Origin of the sequence: Micromonospora sp. CPCC 205546 (assembly GCF_036902715.1) — a bacterium.
Lineage (GTDB): Bacteria > Actinomycetota > Actinomycetes > Mycobacteriales > Micromonosporaceae > Micromonospora.
The window spans coordinates 44,936-61,668 of the sequence record NZ_JBAKHL010000006.1 but is presented as its reverse complement, the minus strand read 5'-3'; the positions used below and the strand labels follow the sequence as shown (position 1 = coordinate 61,668).

13 protein-coding genes are annotated in these 16,733 nt (G+C 74.8%); 8 read left to right on the top strand and 5 right to left on the bottom strand.

The genetic code is table 11. The annotated features are described in order from the left end of the window. The first annotated feature begins 14 nt into the window (after positions 1-14). From V6U77_RS05140 to V6U77_RS05120, 5 genes are all read left to right on the top strand, one after another. Positions 15-1,124 (top strand): ATP-binding protein, encoded by a 1,110-nt coding sequence (locus tag V6U77_RS05140; protein WP_334605004.1) that lies wholly within the window; start codon positions 15-17, stop codon positions 1,122-1,124. Beyond that, complete coding sequence (locus V6U77_RS05135) at positions 1,121-3,955, top strand: hypothetical protein (RefSeq protein WP_334605003.1); 2,835 nt, start codon at positions 1,121-1,123, stop codon at positions 3,953-3,955. The genes V6U77_RS05140 and V6U77_RS05135 overlap by 4 nt, the downstream gene beginning before the upstream one ends. Positions 3,956-4,071: 116 nt before the next feature. After that, the gene (locus tag V6U77_RS05130; RefSeq protein WP_334605002.1) at positions 4,072-4,422 is read left to right on the top strand and encodes a YciI family protein; all 351 of its coding nucleotides are present in this window, start codon (positions 4,072-4,074) and stop codon (positions 4,420-4,422) included. A gap of 43 nt (positions 4,423-4,465) precedes the next feature. After that, positions 4,466-5,674 (top strand): RNA polymerase sigma factor, encoded by a 1,209-nt coding sequence (locus tag V6U77_RS05125; RefSeq protein ID WP_334605147.1) that lies wholly within the window; start codon positions 4,466-4,468, stop codon positions 5,672-5,674. Between the two features lie 122 nt (positions 5,675-5,796). Further along, entirely contained in the window at positions 5,797-6,930 is a 1,134-nt protein-coding gene (locus V6U77_RS05120) for a carboxylate-amine ligase (RefSeq protein ID WP_334605001.1), read from the top strand. A gap of 30 nt (positions 6,931-6,960) precedes the next feature. Here the strand turns inward: V6U77_RS05120 and V6U77_RS05115 are convergent, their stop codons facing one another. Next, the gene (locus tag V6U77_RS05115; RefSeq protein WP_334605000.1) at positions 6,961-8,745 is read right to left on the bottom strand and encodes an N-acetylglutaminylglutamine amidotransferase; all 1,785 of its coding nucleotides are present in this window, start codon (positions 8,743-8,745) and stop codon (positions 6,961-6,963) included. Between the two features lie 248 nt (positions 8,746-8,993). Further along, positions 8,994-9,431: a MarR family winged helix-turn-helix transcriptional regulator gene (locus V6U77_RS05110; protein WP_334604999.1), complete on the bottom strand. Its 438-nt coding sequence runs from the start codon at positions 9,429-9,431 to the stop codon at positions 8,994-8,996. Between the two features lie 79 nt (positions 9,432-9,510). Here V6U77_RS05110 and V6U77_RS05105 point away from each other — a divergent pair, with 79 nt between their 5' ends. Next, positions 9,511-11,304: an ABC transporter ATP-binding protein gene (locus V6U77_RS05105; protein WP_334605146.1), complete on the top strand. Its 1,794-nt coding sequence runs from the start codon at positions 9,511-9,513 to the stop codon at positions 11,302-11,304. 43 nt (positions 11,305-11,347) lie between these two features. Here V6U77_RS05105 and V6U77_RS05100 read toward each other — a convergent pair whose 3' ends face one another. Further along, positions 11,348-12,127, bottom strand: coding sequence for a TetR family transcriptional regulator (locus V6U77_RS05100; RefSeq protein ID WP_334604998.1), 780 nt, complete (start codon positions 12,125-12,127; stop codon positions 11,348-11,350). Between the two features lie 107 nt (positions 12,128-12,234). On the opposite strand from V6U77_RS05100, the gene V6U77_RS05095 reads away from it, so the two are divergent. Both V6U77_RS05095 and V6U77_RS05090 read left to right on the top strand, forming a co-directional pair. Then, positions 12,235-13,185: an ABC transporter ATP-binding protein gene (locus V6U77_RS05095; protein ID WP_334604997.1), complete on the top strand. Its 951-nt coding sequence runs from the start codon at positions 12,235-12,237 to the stop codon at positions 13,183-13,185. After that, positions 13,182-14,807 (top strand): ABC transporter permease, encoded by a 1,626-nt coding sequence (locus V6U77_RS05090; RefSeq protein WP_334604996.1) that lies wholly within the window; start codon positions 13,182-13,184, stop codon positions 14,805-14,807. Before V6U77_RS05095 ends, V6U77_RS05090 begins: the two co-directional genes overlap by 4 nt. 21 nt (positions 14,808-14,828) lie before the next feature. Here the strand turns inward: V6U77_RS05090 and V6U77_RS05085 are convergent, their stop codons facing one another. Continuing rightward, complete coding sequence (locus V6U77_RS05085; RefSeq protein ID WP_334605145.1) at positions 14,829-15,290, bottom strand: hypothetical protein; 462 nt, start codon at positions 15,288-15,290, stop codon at positions 14,829-14,831. 252 nt (positions 15,291-15,542) lie between these two features. Continuing rightward, positions 15,543-16,556 carry an ADP-ribosylglycohydrolase family protein gene (locus V6U77_RS05080; protein ID WP_334604995.1) on the bottom strand — a complete coding sequence of 338 codons (1,014 nt, stop codon included), beginning with the start codon at positions 16,554-16,556 and terminating at the stop codon, positions 15,543-15,545. Positions 16,557-16,733: the final 177 nt, after the last annotated feature.

The window sequence follows — 16,733 nt, the reverse complement described above, 5'->3', positions numbered from 1 at the left end:
GAGAACAACCCCTCATGTCCGAGATGTTGCGTGCCCCCGCCGAGGTCAAGTACGCCGAGGAACTCGACTTCCTGGAGTCGGTCGACACCGACCCGAAGCCGTTCTCGTGGCGGCTGAGCCCGCGGATGGTCCGACTGTTCGTCCTCGGCTCCGAGCGGGCCGACGGGCTCGACCGGGAGATCCCGCAGAAGTGGTTCGGCGACCGCACGTTCGTCGAACGCAGCATCGTGACCCTGGCGTCGGACCGGGGCCTGCTGCTGATCGGTGACCCGGGCACCGGCAAGAGTTGGCTGGCCGAGCTGCTGGCCGCCGCCGTCTGCCGCAACTCGACCCTGGTGGTCCAGGGCACCGCCGGCACCACCGAGGACCACATCAAGTACTCCTGGAACGTCTCCATGGTCATCGCCCGCGGCCAGTCCCGGGAGTCCATGATCCCCTCGCCGATCATGACGGCGATGGAGCAGGGCACCGTCGGCCGGTTCGAGGAGCTGACCCGCTCCACCAGCGACGTGCAGGACGCGTTGATCTCGATCCTGTCGGAGAAGTACGTCAGCATCCCCGAGCTGGACCACGACAACATCGTCTTCGCCAAGCCGGGCTTCTCGATCATCGCCACCGCGAACAGCCGGGACCGGGGCGTGAACGACCTCTCCTCCGCGCTCAAGCGGCGGTTCAACTTCGTCCGGATCCCCGTGGTGACCAACAAGCGCAGCGAGGCCGAGATCGTCCGCTTCCGCACCGAGGAGCTGCTGCGCCGCCACCAGATCACCCTCGACGTGCCGCCCACCCTGCTGGACATCCTCCTGCAGAGCTTCGCCGACCTGCGCGCCGCCGCCTCCTCGGCGACCAGCGACGACGAGAAGCTGGAGTCGGCGCTGTCCACCGCCGAGCAGATCGGTGTCCTGGAGGACGCCATCCTGCACAGCCAGTTCTTCGGCGACCGCACCCTGCGTGCCGCGACGCTGGCCGGGTCGCTGGTGGGTTCGCTGGCCCGACGCAGCCCGGAGGACCTGGCGATCCTCAACAAGTACCTGCACGGGGTGGTCGAGCCGCGCGCCAAGCAGGACGGCGGGTGGGAGGGCTTCCTCGACGGTGGCCGCCAGGCGATCGCCGCCCTGTCGTGACCGCCCCCACCACGGCCGGGCCGTTCGGCGCGCTGCGCGAGCAGCTCACCGCCGCCGCCAGCGCCTTCGCCGGCAGCTCGGGCGCCGTCGCGGAGATCCTCGCCGGCATGGTCGACGACGTCGACCGCGCCCTCGGCGAGGAACTGGAGATCTTCCCGGTCTGCCACCACTCCCCGTCGTCCGCGCTGGCCATGGTCCGGAGGCTGCGCGCGAAGCAGCCGAAGGTGATCTACCTGGAGCTCTGCGAGGACCTCCGGCCGCTGCTGGGCGAGCTGCGCAACTGCCGCCTGCCGGTGGCCGTGCAGGCGTTCGCCTCGGAGCTGGAGGGCTTTCCGGCCGACTGGGGGCCGCTCAGCGTGGTCGCGCCGATCACCGAGGCCAGCGCCGAATACCAGGCCGTCGCGTACGCGCTGGAGACGCCGGGCGTCGAGCTGGTGCTGGTGGACCGCTCCACCGACCACGTCTTCCAGTGGTCGCCGCGCCGTCTGACCGACGACGCCGACGAGGCCCCGGCCGGTGGGGACGTCGAGGCCGCCGCACCGGCGGGGGAGGAGGCCGCCCTGCACGGCGACGCGGTCGGCGTCGAGATCGGCGACCTGCGGCCCCGCTTCGCGGAGCTGGAGGCGTACCTGCTGCACCACGGCAAGGTCCGGCACTGGTCGGAGTGGTGGGACCAGTACGTCGAGCAGCCCCTGGCCGACGCCGACCACGACACCTACCGGCAGGTGATGGTGCTGATCGGCAGCCTGTTCCGGCGGCTGCGCCCGGCCGGATCGGACCGGCAGGACCGCGACGAGGACCGGGAGCGCTACATGTGGACCCGGATGCGGCAGCACCTCGCCGCCTCCGGGGCCGACCCCGCCGACTGCCTCTACGTCTGCGGCGCGTTCCACGCCGCCAGCAGGGTGGAGCAGTTCGGGTTGCGGGCCGACGCCCCGTTCGAGATCACCCCGCGCACCGGCACCCGGTGGCACTACGGGCTGATCCCGTCCAGCCACTCCGCCATCGAGGCGCAGTTCGGCCTCGCGCCCGGCTCGGTGTCGATCGCCGCCGCCACCTGGACCAAGGCGGTCACCCGCACCGGGCTGACCCCGTTCCGGCTGGAGGGACAGCGCGGCGGCCGGACCCGCGCCGCCGGCCGTCGCCGCGCCACGGCGGCCCCCGCGCCCGCCGCCGGGGTCGCCGACCGGCTCTCCGGATACCTGGCGCAGCCGCCGGCGACGCGGGGCCTGGACGAGGCGGAGCTGCGGGGCTGGTGCGTGGACATCGTCCGGCTGGCCCGGCGCAACGGCTACCTGGCCAGCACCGCCGACGCGATCGCCGTCTTCGAGACCTCGATCCTCCTCGCCGGCCTGCGTAACCGCGCCCGCCCCACGCCGTACGACTTCGCCGACGCGGCGGTCACCTGCATCGAGAAGGACGTCGTACCGGGCCGCCGGGACGTGCGCCGGCTCTGCGAGATCCTGTTCGGCGGCGACCGGGTCGGCCAGGTGGGCTACGAGGCACTCCCGCCGCTCGCCCGCGACGTCCACGACCGGCTCGCCCCGCTCGGCCTGGACCTGGAGAAGCGCACGATCCAGCGGGCCCTGGTGGACCTGCGGGCCGCCCCCGAGCTGGTGCCCTGCTCGGATCTGCTGTGGCGGTTGCGGCACCTGCTGCCCCCCGACGCGGTCCGGCCCATCATGGGCGAGCGCCGGTTGGGGCACCGCTCGATCCAGGAGAGCTGGGACCTGGCCCTCGGCCGCGGCCAGCGCTCGCTCATCGAGCTGGGCTACGAGGGGGTCACCGTCGAGCAGGTGCTCGAGCAGCGCCTGCGCCGCGCCGTGCGGGGCCCGGACGCGACGGCCTCGGTCGCCCTGGAGGCCGTCGAGGACGCCATCCGACTGCTCGACAGCCCGCGTCTGGTCGACGAGCTCGGCAGCCGGGCGGTGGAGCTGCTCGCCGCCGAACGCACGGTCGACGACGCCCCCGAGGTGCTGCGCCGGATCCGGCGGCTGCTGGCCCACCACCGCGCCACCGGGCCGCTGCCGGCCTGGTGCGAGGCGTTCGTGACCACCGGGTACGCGCACTACTGCACGCTGCTGCCCACCGCGTTCCTCGACGAGGACAGCGGCGTGCGTCAGGTCGGCGCCATGCTGGGCTTCCTCTTCGGCATGGAGAGCCTGGCGATCTCCCTGGGCTGCGACCGGTCCCAGCTCGAACTCGCCGTCGCGCAGTGCCACCCGCAGGCGCCGGCCAAGGTGGCGCTGCTCTGGGCCGCCCGGCACCAGTTGGGCCTGCTGTCGCTGGCCGAGTTGCGCGAACGGTGTGCCGCGCTGCTCGGCAACCCGCTGGTGGTGCCCGCCTTCCCGCAGTACCTCAGCGGCTTCGTGCAGGCCCTGGAGCCGGCGCCGGGGCTCGCCCCGTTCGTCGTGGAGGTGATGTCGTCCGCGTTCGCCCGGTTGCCCGACCCGGTCCTGCTGCCCTGGCTGCCCACGCTGATCACGACCCTGCGCGAGCACGCGTCGGAGCTGGTGCCGCTGCTGGTGCGGGAGGCGGGGCGCACGTTCCCCGGCTCGCTGGCCGCGCTGGACGCCTGGGTGCCGCCGTGGTCGGCCTCGGCCGCGGCGCCGACGTCGACGGTCCCCGCCGTCGGGTCCGGGCCGGTGGCCGCCCTGCTGACGGCCCATCCACAGAGCGTGGACGCCGTCGCCGCGTTGCTCGGCTGCGACAGTGGCTGGCGCGAGGCGGGCGCCGTCGTCGCCGTTCCCGCCGGGCTGGCCGCCCTGCTGGCCGCGCATCCGGAGACCGTGGACGCCGTCGCCGGCCTGCTGGCGGCGACCCCGCGCTGACCGGCGGCCGGCAGCGGCGGACGAATTTTCCGGCGGGTCGTCGATCCGGGCCCGGTCCGTTCGTGTGGAGGATGAGAGGCCGGCGGCACCGCCGGCCGTCGACGCGAGGAGGGGCCGTGAAGCAGTACCTGCTCAGCATCTACCACCCCGACGGCGAGGGGATGCCCGACCCGGAGTTCCTGGCCGGGGTGATGCGTGAGCTGGGCGCCATCCGGCAGGAGCTGGAGGCGTCCGGTTGCTGGGTGTTCGGTCAGGGGCTGCACGCCCCCGACACGGCGACCGTGCTGCGGCCGTCCGACGGGGAGGTGCTGGTCACCGACGGGCCGTTCGTCGAGGGCAAGGAATATCTCGGCGGCTTCACCATCCTGCGGGCACCCGACCTCGACGCCGCGCTGGCGTGGGGCCGCCGGTACGCGCTGGCCACCACTCTGCCGATCGAGGTGCGCCCCTTCCAGGGCGAGGACTGACGGGTTGACCGCCGGCGGGGTGATCGTGACCGACGTGAGCACCATGGCCGACGTGGAGGCGGTGTTCCGCGCGGAGTACGGCCGCGCGGTCGCCGTCCTGGTCCGCCTTCTCGGCGACATCGACCTCGCCGAGGAGGCGGTGCAGGAGGCGTTCACGGTGGCGGTGGCGCGGTGGCCCGAGACCGGGCCGCCGCCCAGCCCGGCCGGCTGGATCATCACCACCGCCCGGAACCGGGCCGTCGACCGGCTGCGGCGGGAGGCCTCCCGCGCCGACCGGCACGCCCAGGCCGCCCTGCTGCACGTCCGCGACGTACCGGCCGAGGAGGGACCCGTGCGCGACGACCGGCTGCGCCTGATCTTCACCTGCTGCCATCCGGCGCTCGCCCCGGCCGCCCGGGTCGCGCTGACCCTGCGGCTGCTGGGCGGGTTGAGCACCGCCGGGATCGCCCGGGCGTTCCTGGTGGCGGAGGCGACCATGGCCCAGCGGATCGTCCGCGCCAAGGCCAAGATCCGCGATGCCGGGATCCCGTACCGGGTGCCCGGCGACGCCGACCTGCCGGACCGGCTCCCCGCCGTGCTGGCCGTGCTCTACCTGATCTTCACCGAGGGGCACACGGCCAGCTCCGGCGAGCGGTTGGTCCGCGACGACCTGTGCGCCGAGGCGATCCGGCTGGGCCGGCTGCTGGTGCAGCTGATGCCGGAAGAGCCGGAGGCGCTGGGGCTGCTGGCGCTGATGCTGCTCACCGAGGCGCGCCGCCCCGCCCGCACCACGGCCGACGGCGCGCTGGTGCCGCTGCCCGAGCAGGACCGCCGCCGGTGGGACGCCGGGCTCGTCGGCGAGGGGCAGGCCCTGGTGCGCCGCTGCCTGCGCCGCGACCGGCCGGGGCCGTACCAGATCCAGGCCGCGATCGCCGCCGTGCACAGCGACGCACCCGACGCCGCCCGCACCGACTGGGCGCAGATCCTCACGCTGTACGACCAGCTCGCCGCGTACGCCCCGGGGCCGGTGGTGGCGCTGAACCGGGCCGTCGCGCTCGCCGAGGTGGCCGGGGCGGCGGCGGGGCTGGCCGCCGTCGAGCGGCTCGACCTGGCCGGCTATCACGTGTTCCACGCCGTCCGGGCGGACCTGCTGCGGCGGCTGGGCCGGGCGCGGGAGGCGGCGCGGGCGTACCGGACGGCCGCCGAGCGGACGGACAACGCGGCCGAACGCGCCTTCCTGGCCGCCCGGGCGGCTTCCGCGTCGGGCGGATAGCGCCGCCGCCCGGAGGGGTCTGCGTCCTGCCCCGCGCGTTTCCCGGTCGGTGGGCCGGGAACCCGGGTCGTCCGGCAGCGCGGCGCCCGGCGCGCCGCCCGACGAACGGACGCCGAGCGCTCATGACGTACCGTCCGGCACGTGCCACCGCCTCCGACGCGGCGACGCTGACGCTCGGGGTCGAGGAGGAGTACCTCCTGCTCGACCCGCGCACCGGGGAGAGCCTGCCGGTCGCCGACCGGGTGCTCACCGCCCTGTCCGGCAGCGCGCGGGAGCAGAGCCGGCAGGAGTTCCGGCACAGCATGGTGGAGATGGTCACCCCCGTCACCGCCGACCTGACCGAGCTGCGCACCCACCTCGTGGCGCTGCGCCGCTCGGTCGGCGACGCGGCCGAGGCCGCCGGGGCCCGCCTCGTCGCGGTCGGCGCCACGCCCGTGCACGAACCGCACCGGACGGTGCCGGACGAACCCCGCTACCACGCCATGTCCCGGCGGTTCGGGCCGGTTGCGCACGACCCGGCCGTCTGCGGCTGCCACGTGCACGTGGGGATGTCCGACCGCGAACTGGCCGTGCAGGTCTGCAACCACCTGCGGCCGTGGCTGCCGGTGGTGCAGGCGATCACCGCCAACTCGCCGTTGCACGACGGCCGCGACACGGGGCACGCCAGTTGGCGCTCCATGCAGCTGGAACGCTGGCCCAGCATCGGGCCGACGCCGCACTTCGAGTCGGTCGCCGACTACGACGCGACCGTGGCGGAGCTGATCAACGCCGGGATCATGCTCGACGCGGCGATGGTCTACTGGTACGCGCGCCCGTCCGCCGCGTACCCCACGGTGGAGGTGCGGGTGGGCGACGTCTGCCCGGCCGTGGACGACACCGTGCTGGTCGCCGGGCTGGTCCGCGCCCTCGTGGCGACGATGGCCGACGACGTCCGCGCCCGGGTCCCCGCCCGACGGATCCGGGACTGCCTGGTCTCCGCCGCCCACTGGCGGGCCGCCCACGACGGGCTGGAGGGCGACCTGATCGACCTGCGCGCCGGCGTCGCCCGTCCCGCCTGGGACCTGGTCGGCGAGCTCGTCGACACGGTCGCGCCGGCGCTGACCCGCCACGGGGACCTCGACTACGTACGCGACCAGTTGGCCCGGCTGCGCCGCGACGGCAACGGCGCCACCCGGCAGCGCCGCGTCATGGCCCGCACCGGCGACGACGTGCGCGCCGTCCTGGACCACCTGGCCGCCGAGACCCGCGCCGCCTGACCCGCGCCCGACGGGGTGGGACCGGGGCGGTCAGCGGATGTCGTGGGACTGGAGCCAGAGTTCCAGCAGGCCGAGCTGCCACAGCTTGTTGCTGCCGGCGGCGGCCTGCGCCCGGTCCGGCTCGGCCAGCAGCTCGGCGACGTACTCGCGGCGGAACAGGCCGCGCTCGCGGGCGGCGGGCGCGGCGAGGGCCTCGGCGACGAGCTGCCGTACCGGGCCGTCGACGTTGCGCAGCGCCGGCACCGGGAAGTAGCCCTTCGGCCGGTCGACCACCTCCGCCGGCAGCACCTGGCGGGCGACCTCCTTGAGCACGCCCTTGCCGCCGTCGGCTACCTTGTGCTCGGGTGGGCAGGCCGCCGCGAGGGCGACCAGGTCCTGGTCCAGGAACGGGGTGCGCACCTCCAGCCCCCACGCCATGCTCATGCTGTCCACCCGCTTGACCGGGTCGTCGGGCAGCATCAGGTGGGTGTCCAGGCGCAGCACCGCGTCCAGTGCCGTCTGTGCGCCCGGCGCGGCCAGGTCCGCCGCGAGCAGCTCGCGACTGGCGTCGCGGTCGCAGGCGTACGCGGGGTCGACCACCCGGTTCAGCTCGGCGTGGTCCCGGTCGAAGAACGCGTCGGCGAAGACCGTCGCCGCGCCGTCGCGGGGCACCTCGGCGAGGGGCTGGTGGTAGCCGTAGCCGGCGAAGACCTCGTCGGCGCCCTGGCCGGACTGGGCCACCTTCACGTGCCGGGCGACCTGCTCGGAGAGCAGGTGGAAGGCGACGACGTCGTGGCTGCCCATCGGCTCGGTCATCGCGTGCACGGTCCTGCGTACCGCCGGGACGAGGTCGTCGTCGGCGAGCCGGATGCGCTGGTGGTCGGTGCCGTAGGTGCGGGCGATCAGGTCGGAGTAGTGGAACTCGTCGCCGGCCTCGCCGCCACGGCTGTCGAAGCCGATGCTGAAGGTCCGCAGGTGCTGCTGTCCCGCCTCGGCGAGCAGCGCGACGATCATGCTGGAGTCCAGGCCGCCGGAGAGCAGCACGCCGACGGGGACGTCGGCGACCAGCCGCCGTCGTACCGCCGTGCGCAGCGCGTCCCCGACGGCGGCCCGCCAGTCCTCGGCGTCCATGCCGGCGTGCGCGGGGTCCCGAACGTAGTCGGGCCGCCAGTAGACGTGCTGGTGGCCGCGCCCGTCGGCCTCGACGACGCGCACGGTGGCCGGGGGGAGCTTGCGCACCCCGCGCAGGATGGTCCGGGGCGCCGGCACGATGGAGTGCCAGGAGAGGTAGTGGTGCAGCGCCACCGGGTCGATCGTGGTGTCCACGTCGCCGGCGCGCAGCAGCGCCGGCAGGGTGGAGGCGAACCGCAGCCGGCCGGGCGACTCGGCGAGGTAGAGCGGCTTGATGCCGAGCCGGTCGCGGGCCAGCACCAGCCGGCGTCGCCGCCGGTCCACCAGCACGACGGCGAACATGCCGACCAGGTGGTCGACGAAGTGTTCGCCCCACTGCGCGTACGCCACCATGACGACCTCGGTGTCGCTGGTGGAGTGGAAGGTGTGCCCGGCCGACCGCAGCTCCGCGCGCAGCTCGGGGTAGTTGTAGACGCAGCCGTTGAAGACCAGCGCCAGCCCCAGGTCCTCGCGGACCATCGGCTGGGAGCCGGCCTCGGTAAGGTCGATGACGGTGAGCCGACGGTGCCCGAGGGTCACCCAGCCGTCGCTGAAGAGGCCCTCGCCGTCGGGGCCGCGGGACCGCATCGCCTCGCTCATCCGGGTCACCGCGCCGGCGTCCGGCGTCGACCCGTCGAACCTCGCCTCGCCGCTGATACCGCACATCGTCAGCGGTCACCGGACTTCCGGGGCATCGGACCCACCGTCACCACTCCTGTCGGCGTCGCGGCTGTGTCGGGCCGCCGTTCGCGGGGGCCCGGTCCCGTCGGCAGGACGGGCGGCTGAGCTACCCGCCGCCGAGGGGCGCAAACCCCGGGACTGTGCCCGGGTGGGCGGCCATCGGCGGGCTCCGGGCGCCCGGGCCCGGAGCGACCGTCTGCCGCAACGGGCCGCGACGTGCCGGTGGCGGCGGGTCAGTCGCGCAGCGTACGCAGGATGCGGGCGAGCTGGTCCCGGTCGGCGGGTGCGAGGCGGCCGAACAGCTCCTCGGCGGCGGCCCGGCGGGCGGCGCGGATGGCGGTGCCGGCGCGGGTGCCCTCCCCGGTCGGCGCGACCAGGGTGGCGCGCCGGTCCGCCGGATCGGGCCGGCGCCGCACGAGCCCGCGTGCCTCGAGGTCGTCCACGACCTCGGTGGCCGAGCGCGGGGCGATGCGCAGGTGCTCGGCGAGCGCGCTGAGCCGCAGCGGACCGTGCCGGAGCAGCACGCCGAGGGCCCGGGACTGGCCGGGCGTCACGTCCCAGGGGGCGAGCGCCTCGCCGGTGCGGCGGCGCAGCCGCCGGGTCACCGCCCGGAACGCCTCGGCCAGGCCGTCCTCGCTGCTGTCGTCGCTGCCGTCGGTGTCTGCCGTCACGGGGAATACCGTAGCAGCGGAAGCTGTTGCTCCCTCATGTTGAGGTAACCTCAGCATATCCGACGTGAGGAAGTATCCCTTGGAACCCGTCCCCTCCGGCCGCGACCGCGGCCCCCGCAAGGTCAGCGCCGCCGAGAAGGCGCAGGCCCGCCAGGTGTCCCTGCGGCGCATCGGCGCCCTGTTCGCTCGGCACAAGGCGGCGCTCGGCACCGTCACCGTGATCATCGTGGTCTCCTCGGTGCTCGCCATGGCCTCGCCCTTCCTGCTGCGCGCCGTGATCGACAGGGCCCTGCCGGAGCGCGACCTGACCCTGCTCGTCGCGCTGGTGGCCGGCATGGTCGCCGTGGCCGCCGTGACCTCGGTGCTCGGCGTGGCGCAGACCTGGATCTCCACCCGGGTCGGCCAGCAGGTCATGCACCGGCTGCGCACCGACGTCTTCACCCACCTGCAACGGCAGTCGCTGTCGTTCTTCACCCGCACCCGCACCGGCGAGGTGCAGTCGCGCATCACCAACGACATCGGCGGGATGCAGAGCGTGGTCACCTCGACCGCCACCTCCATCGCGGCCAACCTGACCACCGTGGTCGCCACGGCGGCGGCGATGCTCGCGCTCTCCTGGCGGCTCTCCCTGGTCTCCCTCGTCGTGCTGCCGCCGGCCATCTGGCTGACCCGCCGGGTCGCCCAGCTGCGCCGCGAGATCACCGCCGAGCGTCAGCGCGAACTCGCCGACCTGAACGTCACCGTCGAGGAGGGACTCTCGGTCAGCGGCGTGCACCTGGCCAAGACCCTCGGCACCGGCCCCGCCCTGGCCGCGCGCTTCGCCACCTCGTCCGACCGCCTGGTCGACCTGGAACTGCGCTCCGAGCTCGCCGGTCGCTGGCGGATGGCCACCATGAGCGTCGTCTTCGCCGCCATCCCGGCGGTCATCTACCTCAGCGCCGGCCTGCCCGGCGCCGCCGGCACGCTCAGCATCGGCACCCTGGTCGCCTTCACCGCGTTGCAGGGCGGGCTGTTCCGACCGTTGATGGGCCTGCTCAACGTGGGCGTGTCGGTGACCGCCTCGCTGGCGCTGTTCGCCCGGATCTTCGAGTACCTGGACCTGCCGGTCGAGGTGGACGACCCCGCCGAGCCGGTCGCCGTCGACCCGCGCCGGATCCGGGGCGAGCTGCGCCTGCGCGACGTCACCTTCCGCTACCCGGGCAGCGACACCGCCGCCGTCGCCGGGATCACCCTCGACGTGCCGGCCGGCACCGGCCTGGCCCTGGTCGGCGAGACCGGCTCCGGCAAGAGCACCCTGGCCGCGCTCGTCAGCCGGCTGCACGACCCGACGAGCGGCCGGATCACCGTCGACGGCATCGACCTGCGCGACCTGCGCCTGGCCGACCTGGCCGCGATCGTCGGCGTGGTCAGCCAGGAGACGTACCTGCTGCACACCACCGTGCGGGAGAACCTGCGCTACGCCCGCCCCGACGCCACCGACGCCGAGATCGAGGCCGCCGCCCGCGCCGCCCAGATCCACGACCTGATCGCCGGGCTGCCGGACGGCTACGACACCATGGTCGGCTCGCGGGGGCACCGCTTCTCCGGCGGCGAGAAGCAGCGCCTCGCGATCGCCCGTACGCTGCTGCGCGACCCGCGCATCCTGATCCTCGACGAGGCCACCAGCGCGCTGGACACCGAGACCGAACGCGCCGTGCAGCGGGCGTTCGACGAGGTGGCCCGGGGTCGCACCACCATCACCATCGCCCACCGGCTCTCCACGGTGCGCGACGCGGACCGGATCGCCGTGCTCGACCACGGCCGGATCGTCGAGTCCGGCAGCCACGACGGCCTGCTGGAGCGCGCCGGCCGCTACGCCACCCTCGCCGCCTGACGGGCTGCCGCTCCGTTCTCAAAACCGTCGCAATATCGTCTCACTATTTCGCGGCTGCCGGGTCGAGGTGGCGGTAGACGGTGGCCCGCGAGACGCCGAGTGCGGCGGCGATCTCGTCCGCCGAGTGGCCGCCCCCGGCGTACATCCGCCGGGCCCTTTCGACCTGCTCCGGGCTCATCGCCCGTGGCCGCCCGGGCCGCCGCCGAACCCCCGCCCCGCCCGCCTGGCCGGCCTGGGCGGACCTGGCCGCGTCCGCGTCGCCGGCTCGGGCGGGCTCGCCCGGGTCGCCGAGCAGCCGGCGCACGCCGTCCAGCATGTCCGCCCGCAGCACCTCGTCCGGCACGTCGGAGAAGAAGACGATCGGGTCGCTGCACCCGGCCACCGCCTGCACCGCCCGCACCCGCTCCCGCCGCCCGGCGTCGGGCCCCGCGATCAGGTCGTTGGCGCGCATGGCGATCCGCATCAGCCGGTGGAAGGTGTCGCCCCGGGTGATCAGCGCGATGTCGTGGAAGAGCATGCCGAGCGGACGGCGGTGGGCCAGCATGACGTCCACCCAGCCCTCCAGCACCGCCCAGCGGGCCCGCTCCGCCGGCCCCGCCTCGGCGTCGTCGAGCAGCGCCTCCAGATCCGCCACCAGCGGCTCGACCAGGGCGGTGAGCAGGTGTTCCTTGGTGGGGAAGTGGTAGAGGATCGCGGCCTTGGTCAGCCGCAGCCGCTCGGCGATCTGCCGCAGCGGGGTGCGCTGGTAGCCGTGCTCGGCGAACAGGTCGAGCGCGGCGCGCAGGATCCGGGTACGCGTGTCGTCGGGCGCCTCGACGGTCATGGCGGCAAGCGTAGCGGCGTCTGACCGGTGGGAGGCGGCACTGTTGATTCGACTGACCGTCGGTCAGTACAGTGTGGTCGTCGGCACCGCCAGCGGCAGGAGGGCCCATGCCCGTCATCTCCATCGACGACCTGGTCAAGACGTTCGGCAGCGTCCGCGCGCTCGACGGGCTCGACCTGAAGGTCGGGGCGGGGGAGGTGCACGGCTTCCTCGGTCCCAACGGCTCCGGCAAGTCCACCACCATCCGGGTCCTGCTCGGCCTGCTGCGCCGCGACGCGGGCGACGTACGGGTCTTCGACGCCGACCCGTGGCGCGACGCGGTGACGCTGCACCGCCGCCTGGCGTACGTGCCCGGCGACGTGAACCTGTGGCCCAACCTCTCCGGCGGCGAGGCGATCGACCTCTTCGGCCGGCTGCGCGGCGGCCTCGACCGGCGCCGCCGCGACGCTCTGCTGGAGCGCTTCGACCTCGACCCGACGCGCAAGTGCCGCACCTACTCCAAGGGCAACCGGCAGAAGGTCGCCATCGTCGCCGCCTTCGCCTCGAACGTCGAGCTCTACGTGCTCGACGAGCCGACCTCGGGGCTCGACCCGCTCATGGAGGCCGTGTTCCAGGACGAGGTCCGCCAACTCAAGCGCGACGGCGCCACCGTGCTGCTCTCCAGCCACGTGCTGGCCGAGGTCGAGGCGCTCTGCGACCGGGTCAGCATCATCCGCGAGGGCCGCACCGTCGAGTCCGGCACCCTCACCGAGCTGCGGCACCTCACGCGTACCGCCGTCACGGTCGAGACCGCGCGGCCGGCGACGGGGCTGTCCGCGCTGCCCGGCGTGCACGAGGTGCGCGAGGTCGACGGGCGCATCCACCTGGAGGTCGAGCCCGCCCACCTCGACGAGCTGCTCGGGCACCTCGTGCGCTTCGGCGTCCGCGCGTTGACCAGCGCCCCGCCCACCCTGGAGGAGCTGTTCCTGCGCCACTACGGCGACGAGCGCGCCGCCGTGGCCGCCGGAGCTCCGGCGGCCGACCCGACCGGCGCCGACCGGCCGGCGGGTGCCCGGTGAGCGCGTTCACCGGCACCGGACGGCTCGCCCGGCTCGTGCTGCGCCGGGACCGGCTCCGGCTGGCGATCTGGGTGCTCGGCACGCCCCTGCTCGGCTACGCCCTCGCCGGCAGCGTCAAGGAGTTCTATCCGGACGAGGCGGCCCGGGTCGGCTACGCCAGCACGTCGGCGTCCAGCCTGGTCGCCCGCGCGTTCAACGGGCCGGTCGCCGGCACCGACCTCGGCGCGGTGGTGGTCGCCGAGACGTACGTGACGCTGGCCCTGCTCGCCGCGCTGCTGAGCACCTTCGCGGTCGTCCGGCACACCCGGCAGAACGAGGAGACCGGCCGGGCGGAGCTGCTCGGCGCCTCCGTCGTCGGCCGGTACGCGCTGCTCACCGCCGCCCTGCTCGTGGTCGTCGCCGCGAACGGGGCCGCCACCGTCCTGCTCGCCGCCGCCCTGGCCGGCGCCGGTCTGCCGTCGGCCGGATCCGTCGCCGCGGCCGCCGCCATCGGTGGCGTCGGGGTGGCGTTCACCGGCGTCGCCGCCGTCACCGCCCAACTGTCGGTCACCTCCCGGGGCGCCAATGCGCTCGCCGCCGCCGCCGTCGGGATCGCCTTCCTGCTCCGCGCTGCCGGCGACGTGCTGGGCGAGCAGACCGACGGCGGCCTGCGCGTGGTCAGCGCCTGGCCGTCCTGGCTCTCCCCGCTCGGCTGGGGCAACCAGGTGCGCGCCTTCGGCGGCGAACGCTGGTGGGTGCTGGCGCTGCCCGTCGCGCTGCTGGTCGCGGCGGTGGCGTCGGCCTACGCGCTGGCCGAGCGGCGGGACATCGGCGCCGGGCTCGTCGCGCCCCGGCGCGGGCCGGCCACGGCCGCACCCGGGCTGCTCAGCCCCGCCGGGCTGGCCTGGCGGTTGCAGCGCGGCGCGCTGCTCGGCTGGGCGGTCGGGGTGGCGGTGCTCGGGTTCTCGATGGGCATCGCCGGCGACGAGTTCAACGCGATGATCGAGGAGAACCCGGCCGCCGCCGAGGCGATCAGCGCGATGGGCGGCGGCGCGAAACTCATCGACGCCTACCTGGCGGCGATGCTGGGGCTGTTCGCGCTGACCATCGGCGCGTACGTCGTGCAGGCGCTGCTGCGCACGCGCGCCGACGAGACCGACGGGCTGCTGGAGGCGGTGCTCGCCACGGCGGTCGGGCGCACCCGCTGGCTGGGCACCCAGGTTGCCGCCGCGACGCTGGGCGCGCTCGCCCTGGTGCTGGTGGGCGGGCTCACCACCGGGCTCGGCTACGGCCTCGTCGCCGGCGATCCGCTCGGGCAGGCAGTCGAGCTGGGCGGGGCGGCGCTGGTGCGGCTGCCGGCCCTGCTGGTGGTCGTCGGGGTGGTGACGGCGCTGTTCGGGCTGCTGCCCCGCTGGTCGGCGGCGCTGTCCTGGGCGGCGCTGATCGTGTTCCTGCTGCTCGGGCAGCTCGGCGCGGTGCTCGACCTGCCGCAGGCGGCGCTGAACCTGTCGCCGTACACCCACGTGCCGTCGGCCCCGGCGGTCGAGGCGGCGGCGCTGCCGCTGGTCGTGCTGACGGCGGTGGGGGCCGCGCTGCTGGCGGCCGGGATGGCCGGTTTCCGCCGCCGCGACGTGCCGAGCTGACGGGCCTCTGCCGACGCGGCGTCACTGTGCGGCGAGGGGTTTCCGGGACCCGGCGTCGAGAAGCGCGCCCACCCGTGCGATCGCCTCGCGGATCATCGTGCCGTACCCGTCGTCCGGCAACTCGACGGCGAGAGGCGCCGCGACCGTCAGGTGCTCCCGGGCGCGGGCGAGGTCGCCGGCGCGGCGGTACCCGTCGGCGAGGTTGAGGTGCAGGGACGGCAGGAGGGCGCGTACCCGCAGCGAAGCGTCGTGCCGCTGGACGCGCTCGTCGCTGAGGTCGGCGACGGCCGCCAGCGCGCGGCGGTCCCACGCCACCTCGTCCTCGACCGATTCCTGGAGGTCGGCCAGGTGGTGCGCGACGGTGCAGCGGTGCAGGGCGTCCCCGGTGCCGCCGATCCGGTCCCAGAGCTGGGTGAGGGCCTCGCGTGCGGCGGCCCGGTCGCCAGCTCCACCCAGTTCCAGGGCGCGGCCGATGTGCGCCATGACGTCGTCGCCGTCGTTCGTGTCCACTGTGCTCCCCGCGGTCGGGACCCGTCGGCCGGCCGACGGGTCTTCGCGGCACATGCTCGGGGCTCGACCGACTCGAGGGTCAAGCCCCGCACCTGGGGAGTTCCCGTGGCCGACGGCGGGCCGGTGGAGGAGGCTCAGCCGTCGCGGTTCACGCACGAGCGGAAGGCGCTGGCGTGGGTGCAGGCGCCGTGGCGCAGCGAGCGGGGCGGCGCTTCGCTGTTGGCGTCAGCCGGGGTAGCGGGTCCTCCAGTGAGGATCGGTCGGGGGGAAGTACTCGCCTCCCGACGGGCTGTCGTGCAGCTCGGTGACGAGGTCGCGGGCCAGCGTGTCGGCCGTCCACGCCAACTCCAGCCGGGACAGCCAATCGACCGGGAGCGCGTCCGGCCCGTGCGCCGTACCCAGCAGGGCGCCGGCGACCGTCACGGCGTGGCCGCCGTCGCCGGCCGAGGCGGCGAAGAGGAGTGCCTCGCGTACCGTCTCCCGCCCCGGGAAGCAGGCGACGGCGTAGACGCCGCCTGCCAGCGCGGAAACCGCCCTGGCGTCGGGAGCGAGGCGGTTCAGCTCACCCGTCGAGGGCGCGCCCGACCGGGCCGCGGACAGGGCCGGAACCAGGGACCGCTGCGACACCTCGGCGAAGCCTGCCAGGTCCGCCGCCACGCTCTCCAGGGCCTCGACGAGCGGGCGTCCCGCGGCGAGGAGACGGACCACCGCACCACCCAGCCCGGCGGCACCGACAGCGTCACCAGCGTGCGTGAGGGCGGCCATCTCCGCCGGGTCGCACGGGTAGAGGCTGACCGGCAGGGTGCGGGTGAGCGCGTGCGCCCCGGTGCTCGTACCGTTGGGTTCGTCGATCGTGCCGATCTTCCGCCGCTGGAGTGCCGCCACGGTCGCCGGCGCCGATCCGCGCCGCTCTGCCAGCGCCGGCACCTTCGCCAGCCAGCCTCCCGGCCGGTGGCCCTCGCCGCCGACCGTGAAGCCGGGGACGCCCTGGATCAAGGCCCAGTTCCGGTACGACTCCCACACCACGCTCGGCGGGTGACAGATGCCCCGGTGCCGGTGCCGGACGTGGGCGCGGATCAAGCCGTCGACGGTGAAGCAGGCGAGCTGCCCGGCGCTGGTCGCCGCCAGCGGCCCGGTCGCGGGCACCTTGCCGCCCGTCGCGCCGATCGCGTCGCCGAGCATCAGCCCGAGCACGCAGCCCCGAGCGGTCGCGAGCTGCTCCGCCGTCACCTTGGTCACGCCGTGAAGCATATTCATCCGATGTCACGCCTGGTCGTACCGGTCGTGCGTCGTCCTACCCTGCCGGGACCGCAGACGGGCCGTGCCCCGCCACTGCGCCAGCGATGTGGCTCGTACGGCAGGGCCCCCGGATCGTGCCTCTGCGCCTACGCTTTTCCTGCGGAGCTGGCCGCACCG

Excerpts from the sequence above, each read along its gene's own strand:
- V6U77_RS05140 (WP_334605004.1), top strand. The coding sequence starts at position 15 with ATGTCCGAGATGTTGCGTGCCCCCGCCGAGGTCAAGTACGCCGAGGAA.
- V6U77_RS05125 (WP_334605147.1), top strand. The coding sequence starts at position 4,466 with ATGGCCGACGTGGAGGCGGTGTTCCGCGCGGAGTACGGCCGCGCGGTC.
- V6U77_RS05120 (WP_334605001.1), top strand. The coding sequence starts at position 5,797 with ATGACGTACCGTCCGGCACGTGCCACCGCCTCCGACGCGGCGACGCTG.
- V6U77_RS05115 (WP_334605000.1), bottom strand. The coding sequence starts at position 8,745 with ATGTGCGGTATCAGCGGCGAGGCGAGGTTCGACGGGTCGACGCCGGAC.
- V6U77_RS05100 (WP_334604998.1), bottom strand. The coding sequence starts at position 12,127 with ATGACCGTCGAGGCGCCCGACGACACGCGTACCCGGATCCTGCGCGCC.
- V6U77_RS05095 (WP_334604997.1), top strand. The coding sequence starts at position 12,235 with ATGCCCGTCATCTCCATCGACGACCTGGTCAAGACGTTCGGCAGCGTC.
- V6U77_RS05085 (WP_334605145.1), bottom strand. The coding sequence starts at position 15,290 with ATGGCGCACATCGGCCGCGCCCTGGAACTGGGTGGAGCTGGCGACCGG.